The sequence below is a fragment of the Mycobacterium sp. 852002-53434_SCH5985345 genome (genome assembly GCF_001667155.1).
In the GTDB taxonomy this organism is placed as follows: domain Bacteria; phylum Actinomycetota; class Actinomycetes; order Mycobacteriales; family Mycobacteriaceae; genus Mycobacterium.
Map to the genome: position 1 here is coordinate 1 of NZ_LZIE01000043.1, position 5845 is coordinate 5845.

The following is a 5845-nucleotide window of genomic DNA, read 5'->3' on the forward strand; positions in this document are numbered from 1 at the left end:
GCCGCGGCTGCGGGACCTCGCCCGCCAGGGCGACCCGGGACTGGCCGAGGGCGTCTACGCCGGCCTGCCCGGGCCGCACTACGAGACGCCCGCCGAGGTGCGCATGCTGCGGATGCTGGGCGCCGACCTGGTCGGCATGTCGACCGTGCACGAGACCATCGCGGCCCGGGCGGCCGGCGCCGAGGTGCTGGGGGTGTCGTTGGTCACCAACCCGGCCGCCGGGATCGGCGGCGAGCCGCTGAGCCACGCGGAGGTGCTCGCCGCCGGCGCCGCGTCCGCCAGCCGCATGGGCGCGCTGCTGGCCGACGTCGTAGCCCGGTTGTGAGATGACGCCCGAGGAGCGGATCGCCGCGGCGGAGTGGATCGCACACGATCCCGACCCGGCGACGGCCGCCGAGCTCGCGGCGTGCGGTCCCGAGGAACTCGCCGCGCGGTTCGCCCACCCGCTCACGTTCGGCACCGCCGGCCTGCGCGGTCCGGTGCGCGGCGGTCCCGACGCCATGAACGTGGCGGTGGTGTCGCGCGCCACCTGGGCGGTGGCGCGGATACTCGACGGACGCGGCCTGGCCGGCTCGCCGGTCATCGTCGGGCGCGACTCCCGGCACGGCTCCGCCGTTTTCGCCACGGTTACTGCCGAAGTGCTTGCCGCCCAGGGCTTCTCGGTGCTGCTGCTGCCTGGGCCGGTGCCGACGCCGGTGGTCGCGTTCGCCGTGCGCCACACCGGCGCCGCCGCGGGCATACAGATCACCGCCTCGCACAACCCGCCGACCGACAACGGCTTCAAGGTCTACACCGACGGTGGCATCCAGATCGTCTCCCCGACCGATCGCGAGATCGAGGCCGCGATCTCCGCCGCTCCCCCGGCCGACGAAATCCACCGGGCTCCGGTGCAGCCCGCCGTCAGCGATCTGGTCGAGCGCTACATCGCGCGCGCCGCCGCGGTGCGGCGCGGCACCGGTTCGGTGCGGGTGGCTTTGACCCCGCTGCACGGGGTGGGCGGCGGCGTGGCCGTGGAAGCGTTGCAGCGCGCCGGTTTCGGGCAGGTGCACACCGTGGGAGCGCAGTTCGCACCGGACCCCGGCTTTCCCACCGTCGCCTTCCCCAATCCCGAGGAACCCGGCGCCACCGACGCGCTGCTCGCGTTGGCCGCGGAGGTCACGGCCGACGTCGCGATCGCGCTGGACCCCGACGCCGACCGATGCGCGGTCGGCGTCCCGGCCGGCTCGGGCTGGCGAATGCTGTCCGGGGACGAAACCGGTTGGCTGCTTGGCGATTACATCTTGTCGCGGGCCGCCGATCCCCGAACGGCGGTGGTGGCCAGCACCGTGGTGTCGTCACGGATGCTGGCGGCCATCGCGCGCCGGTACGGGGCCACCCACGTCGAAACCCTCACCGGCTTCAAGTGGCTGGCGCGCGCCGACGCCGGCGTGCCGGACGGCACGCTGATGTACGCCTACGAGGAGGCGATCGGGCACTGCGTCGACCCGGACGCCGTGCGCGACAAGGACGGCATCAGCGCCGCGGTGCTGGTGTGCGATCTGGTGGCCGCGCTCAAAGACCGGGGCCGTTCGGTTTCCGACGCGCTCGACGACCTCGCCCGGCGATACGGCGTGCACGACGTCGCCGCGGTGTCGCGCCGCGTCGCCGACGCCGCCGAGGCCGCCGAGCTGATGCGGCGGCTGCGCGAGACGCCACCGGAAACGCCGGCCGGGTTCACCGCGACCGTCACCGCCATCGCCGACGCGCTGATCTTCACCGGCGGCGACGACGACGCGTCGGTCAGGCTGGTGGTGCGGCCGTCCGGGACCGAGCCGAAGCTGAAGTGCTACATCGAGGTTCGCTGCGCGGCGACCGGCGAACTGGACGACGCCCGCCAGCGGGCCAGGGCGGTGCGCGACGAGCTGGTGTCCGCGGCGCAGAGCTGGTGACCGGGCTAGCGCGGCCCGTATTGACGGTCGCCCGCGTCGCCGAGACCCGGCACGATGTAAGCGTTCTCGTTGAGCCCGTCGTCGACCGCCACGGTGAACAGGCGCGCTTCGGGAGCCTTCTCCTCAAGCGCGGCAACGCCTTCGGGCGCGGCCACCGCGCACAACACCGTGATGTCGGTCGCACCGCGCTCCAGCAGCAGGCCGACCGTGTACTGCAACGACCCGCCGGTGGCCAGCATCGGATCCATGACGAACACCGGCAGGCCGGCCAGCTCGTCGGGCAGCGACTCGAAATACCCAGTCGCGCGATGGGTTTCCTCGTCGCGGGCCACGCCGACGAATCCGACCCGGGCTTGCGGCAGAAGCGCGAGCGCCTGATCCACCATGCCCAGCCCGGCCCGCAGCACCGGCACCAGCAGTGGCGGTTTGGCCAGCCGCACTCCCTGCGTCTCCGCCAGTGGCGTGCGGACGGGAAAGGTCTCTCGGGGCGCGTCCCGGGTGGCTTCGTAGACCAGCATCGCGGTCACATCCCGCAACGCCGCCCGGAAACCCTCGTTGTCGGTGCGCTCGTCGCGCATCGTCGTCAGCCGGGCGACCGCCAGCGGGTGATCGACAACGCGCACCTCCACGGTGCTTGACCTTATATAACGATCCGGCCGCAGTTCGCTAACGCCCCGCTGAAGCCGCCCGCGTCGCCGCGGACGGTGTGCCGGGTCCACCCATATGCTCCCGTAGTGCTGAGCGGAATCGCGGGTTCAACAGGGTTGACGGGCAGGGCATTTCGAGTCCTTGAACTGCTCGGCGCGATGGCCTTGATCGCGTTGGCGGCCAGCCCGTTGACTCCGCGGATCGGCCTTGTGGCAGCGGCCATTCCGAAGCCCGACCACATCGTGATCGTGGTGGAGGAGAACCGTTCCGAGTCGCACATCATCGGCAACAAGTCGGCGCCCTTCATCACCGCGCTGGCCGCGGGTGGGGCCAACATGACCCAGTCGTTCGCCGAAACACACCCCAGCGAGCCGAACTACCTGGCGCTGTTCGCCGGCAACACCTTCGGGGTGACCACGGACCAATGCCCGGTCAACGGCGGCGCCGCCCCCAACCTGGGTTCCGAACTGCTGGCCGCGGGCTACACATTCGTCGGCTTCGCCGAAGGCCTGCCCGCGGTCGGCTCGCCGGCGTGCAGCGCCGGCAAGTACGCGCGCAAACACGTGCCCTGGGCCAACTTCACCAATGTGCCGCCGGCGAACTCGCTGCCGTTCTCGGCGTTCCCGATGGGCAACTACGCCAGCCTGCCCACCGTGTCGTTCGTCATCCCCAACAACGACGACAACATGCACGACGGCTCCATTGCGCAGGCCGACGCCTGGCTGAACCGCGAGCTGTCGGGTTACGCCAATTGGGCGGCGGCCAACAACAGCCTGCTGATCGTGACGTTCGACGAGGACGACGGCGGGAACCGAAACCAGATCCCCACGATCTTTTACGGCGCCCACGTCCGTCCCGGCAATTACAGCGAACAGATCAACCACTACAACGTGCTGTCCACGATCGAGCAGATGTACGGCCTGCCCAAAACCGGATACGCGGCCAGCGCGCCACCGGTCACCGATATCTGGGGCTAGGTCCAATCGCCCGGTTCCTTACTCGCCCCGTCCCGGCGCTCGCCGTCACCGGGCTAGGTCCGATCGCCCGATTCCTTACTCGCCCCGTCCCGGCGCTCGCCGTCACCGGGCTAGGTCCGATCGCCCGATTCCTTACTCGCCCCGTCCCGGCGCTCGCCGTCACCGGGCTAGGTCCGATGACAAGCACCTTCCCCCGCCGTCGCTATTGTGTGCCGCATGGCTGCTGACCTCGTGCCCATCCGCCTGAGCCTCTCCGATGGTGACCGCTACACCGTCTGGGCGCCCCGCTGGCGGGACGCCGGCGACGAGTGGGAGGCGTTCCTGGGCAAGGACGAGGACCTGTACGTCTTCTCTTCCGTCGCCGACCTGGTCGCGTTCGTGCGCTCCGACACCGACAACGACCTGGTTGACCACCCGGCGTGGAAGGACCTGACCGCGGCGCACGCGCACAAGTTCTCACCGGCCGCCGACCAGCAATTCGATCTGGTCGCGGTCGAGGAGCTGGTGTCGGAGAAGCCGACGGAGGAGTCGGTGAGCGGGCTGGCCCGCACGCTGGCGCTCGTCTCGTCCATCGGGTCGGTGTGCGAGCTCGCGGCGGTGTCGAAGTTCTTCAACGGCAATCCCACGTTGGGCACCGTGTCGGGCGGGATCGACCACTTCAGCGGCAAGGCCGGCCTCAAACGCTGGAACGCGCTCGGCGAGATCATCGGGCGCAGCTGGGACGACGTGCTCGGCGCGATCGAAGACATCGTCACCACCCCCGAGGTAGACACCAAGCTGTCGACCAAGGCCGCCGACGAGCTGGCCGAAGAGCCCGAGGAAGAAGAGGCAGAAGACACCGAAGCCGTGCCCGAGGAGGCCGAAGACGAGGCCGACGACGAGGCCGACGAGCCGGTGGAGGCCGACGCCGAGGAACCCCGCGCGGCCGCTGACACCGTGATCCTGGGTAGCGACGAGGATTTCTGGCAGCAGGTGGGCATCGACCCGATTCGGATCATGACGAGTTCGGGCACCTTCTACACCCTGCGTTGCTACCTCGACGACCGCCCGATCTTCCTGGGCCGCAACGGGCGCATCAGCGTGTTCACCTCCGAACGGGCGCTGGCCCGTTACCTCGCCGACGAGCACGACCACGACCTGGCCGACCTGAGCACCTACGACGACATCCGCACCGCCGCCACCGACGGTTCGCTGGAAGTCAAGGTCACCGAGGACAACATCTACGTGCTCAGCGGGCTGGCCGACGACATCGCCGACGGGCCGGACGCCGTGGACCGCGACCAGCTGGACCTTGCCGTAGAACTGCTGCGCGACATCGGCGACTACTCGGAGGAGGGCACGGTCGACAAGGCGCTGGAGACGGGCCGCCCACTGGGCAAGCTGGTGGCCTACGTTCTCGAGCCCGGCTCGGTCGGCAAGCCCTCGGCGCCGTACGCCGCGGCGGTGCGGGAATGGGAGAACTTGGAGCAATTCGTCGACGGGCGGCTCAGGCGCGAATAGCCCCCGTTTGACGGGCCTACGAGTCTCCTCTTTACTGGCGGGTGTCGCTTCCAGGGATCGGCCCATTACCGCTGTACGGCTTTCAACGGCCGGGCATGCTGTTGTTCGGTTTGCTCCCGCTGGCCCTGCTCGCGGTCTACGTCCTGGTCCAGGCCCGCCGCCGGCGCCGGCTGCGTCGGTTCACCGAGGCGAACGTGCCACAGTCGCCGACGCGGCACATTCCGATCGCCGTATCACTGCTCAGCCTGGTCCTGCTGACCATCGCGCTGGCCACGCCGACCCATGACATGCGCATCCCGCGCAACCGGGCCGTCATCGTGCTGGTCATCGACATGTCCCAGTCCATGCGGGCAACCGACGTCCCACCGAACCGGCTCAAGGCCGCCGAGGAGGCGGCCAGCCAGTTCGCCAGCCAGCTGACGCCCGGCATCAACCTCGGGCTGGTCGGCTTCGCGGGCACGCCGTACCTGCTCGTGCCGCCGACCCCGCAGCACCAGGCGACCATCGACGCCCTGAAGAAGCTCGACTTCGCCGACAGCACGGCCACCGGCGAGGCCATCTTCACCGCCCTGCACGCGGTGAGCGCCACCGCGATCACCGGGGGTGACACCCCGCCGCCGGCCCGCATCGTGCTGGAGTCCGACGGCGCCGAGAACGTGCCGCTGGACCCCAACGCCCCGCAGGGGGCTTTCACCGCCGCCCGGGCCGCCAAGGCCGAGGGTGTGCAGATCTCCACGATCTCCTTCGGGACGCCGTACGGCACGGTCGAGTACGAAGGCGCCACCATCCCGG

Annotated in this window: 5 protein-coding genes and 1 pseudogene; 5 read left to right on the forward strand and 1 reads right to left on the reverse strand. The window is 70.3% G+C overall.

The features are described 5' to 3' along the window. Both A5756_RS09740 and A5756_RS09745 read left to right on the forward strand, forming a co-directional pair. Nucleotides 1-325 (forward strand): annotated as a pseudogene (locus A5756_RS09740) (purine-nucleoside phosphorylase); the annotation flags it as partial. Between the two features lies 1 nt (nucleotide 326). Next, complete coding sequence (locus A5756_RS09745) at nucleotides 327-1928, forward strand: phospho-sugar mutase (protein ID WP_066951417.1); 1602 nt, start codon at nucleotides 327-329, stop codon at nucleotides 1926-1928. 5 nt (nucleotides 1929-1933) lie between these two features. On the opposite strand, the gene upp is transcribed toward A5756_RS09745, so the two are convergent. Beyond that, nucleotides 1934-2557 carry a uracil phosphoribosyltransferase gene (gene upp, locus A5756_RS09750; protein WP_066951422.1) on the reverse strand — a complete coding sequence of 208 codons (624 nt, stop codon included), beginning with the start codon at nucleotides 2555-2557 and terminating at the stop codon, nucleotides 1934-1936. A gap of 177 nt (nucleotides 2558-2734) precedes the next feature. On the opposite strand from upp, the gene A5756_RS09755 reads away from it, so the two are divergent. The 3 genes from A5756_RS09755 to A5756_RS09765 form a co-directional block, all read left to right on the forward strand. After that, nucleotides 2735-3553 carry an alkaline phosphatase family protein gene (locus A5756_RS09755; protein WP_066951426.1) on the forward strand — a complete coding sequence of 273 codons (819 nt, stop codon included), beginning with the start codon at nucleotides 2735-2737 and terminating at the stop codon, nucleotides 3551-3553. A gap of 216 nt (nucleotides 3554-3769) precedes the next feature. Continuing rightward, entirely contained in the window at nucleotides 3770-5053 is a 1284-nt protein-coding gene (locus A5756_RS09760; RefSeq protein WP_066951430.1) for a primosomal protein, read from the forward strand. A 41-nt stretch (nucleotides 5054-5094) separates the two neighbouring features. Continuing rightward, nucleotides 5095-5845 (forward strand): VWA domain-containing protein (locus A5756_RS09765; RefSeq protein WP_066951435.1); only part of this gene is annotated, 751 nt, incomplete at its 3' end.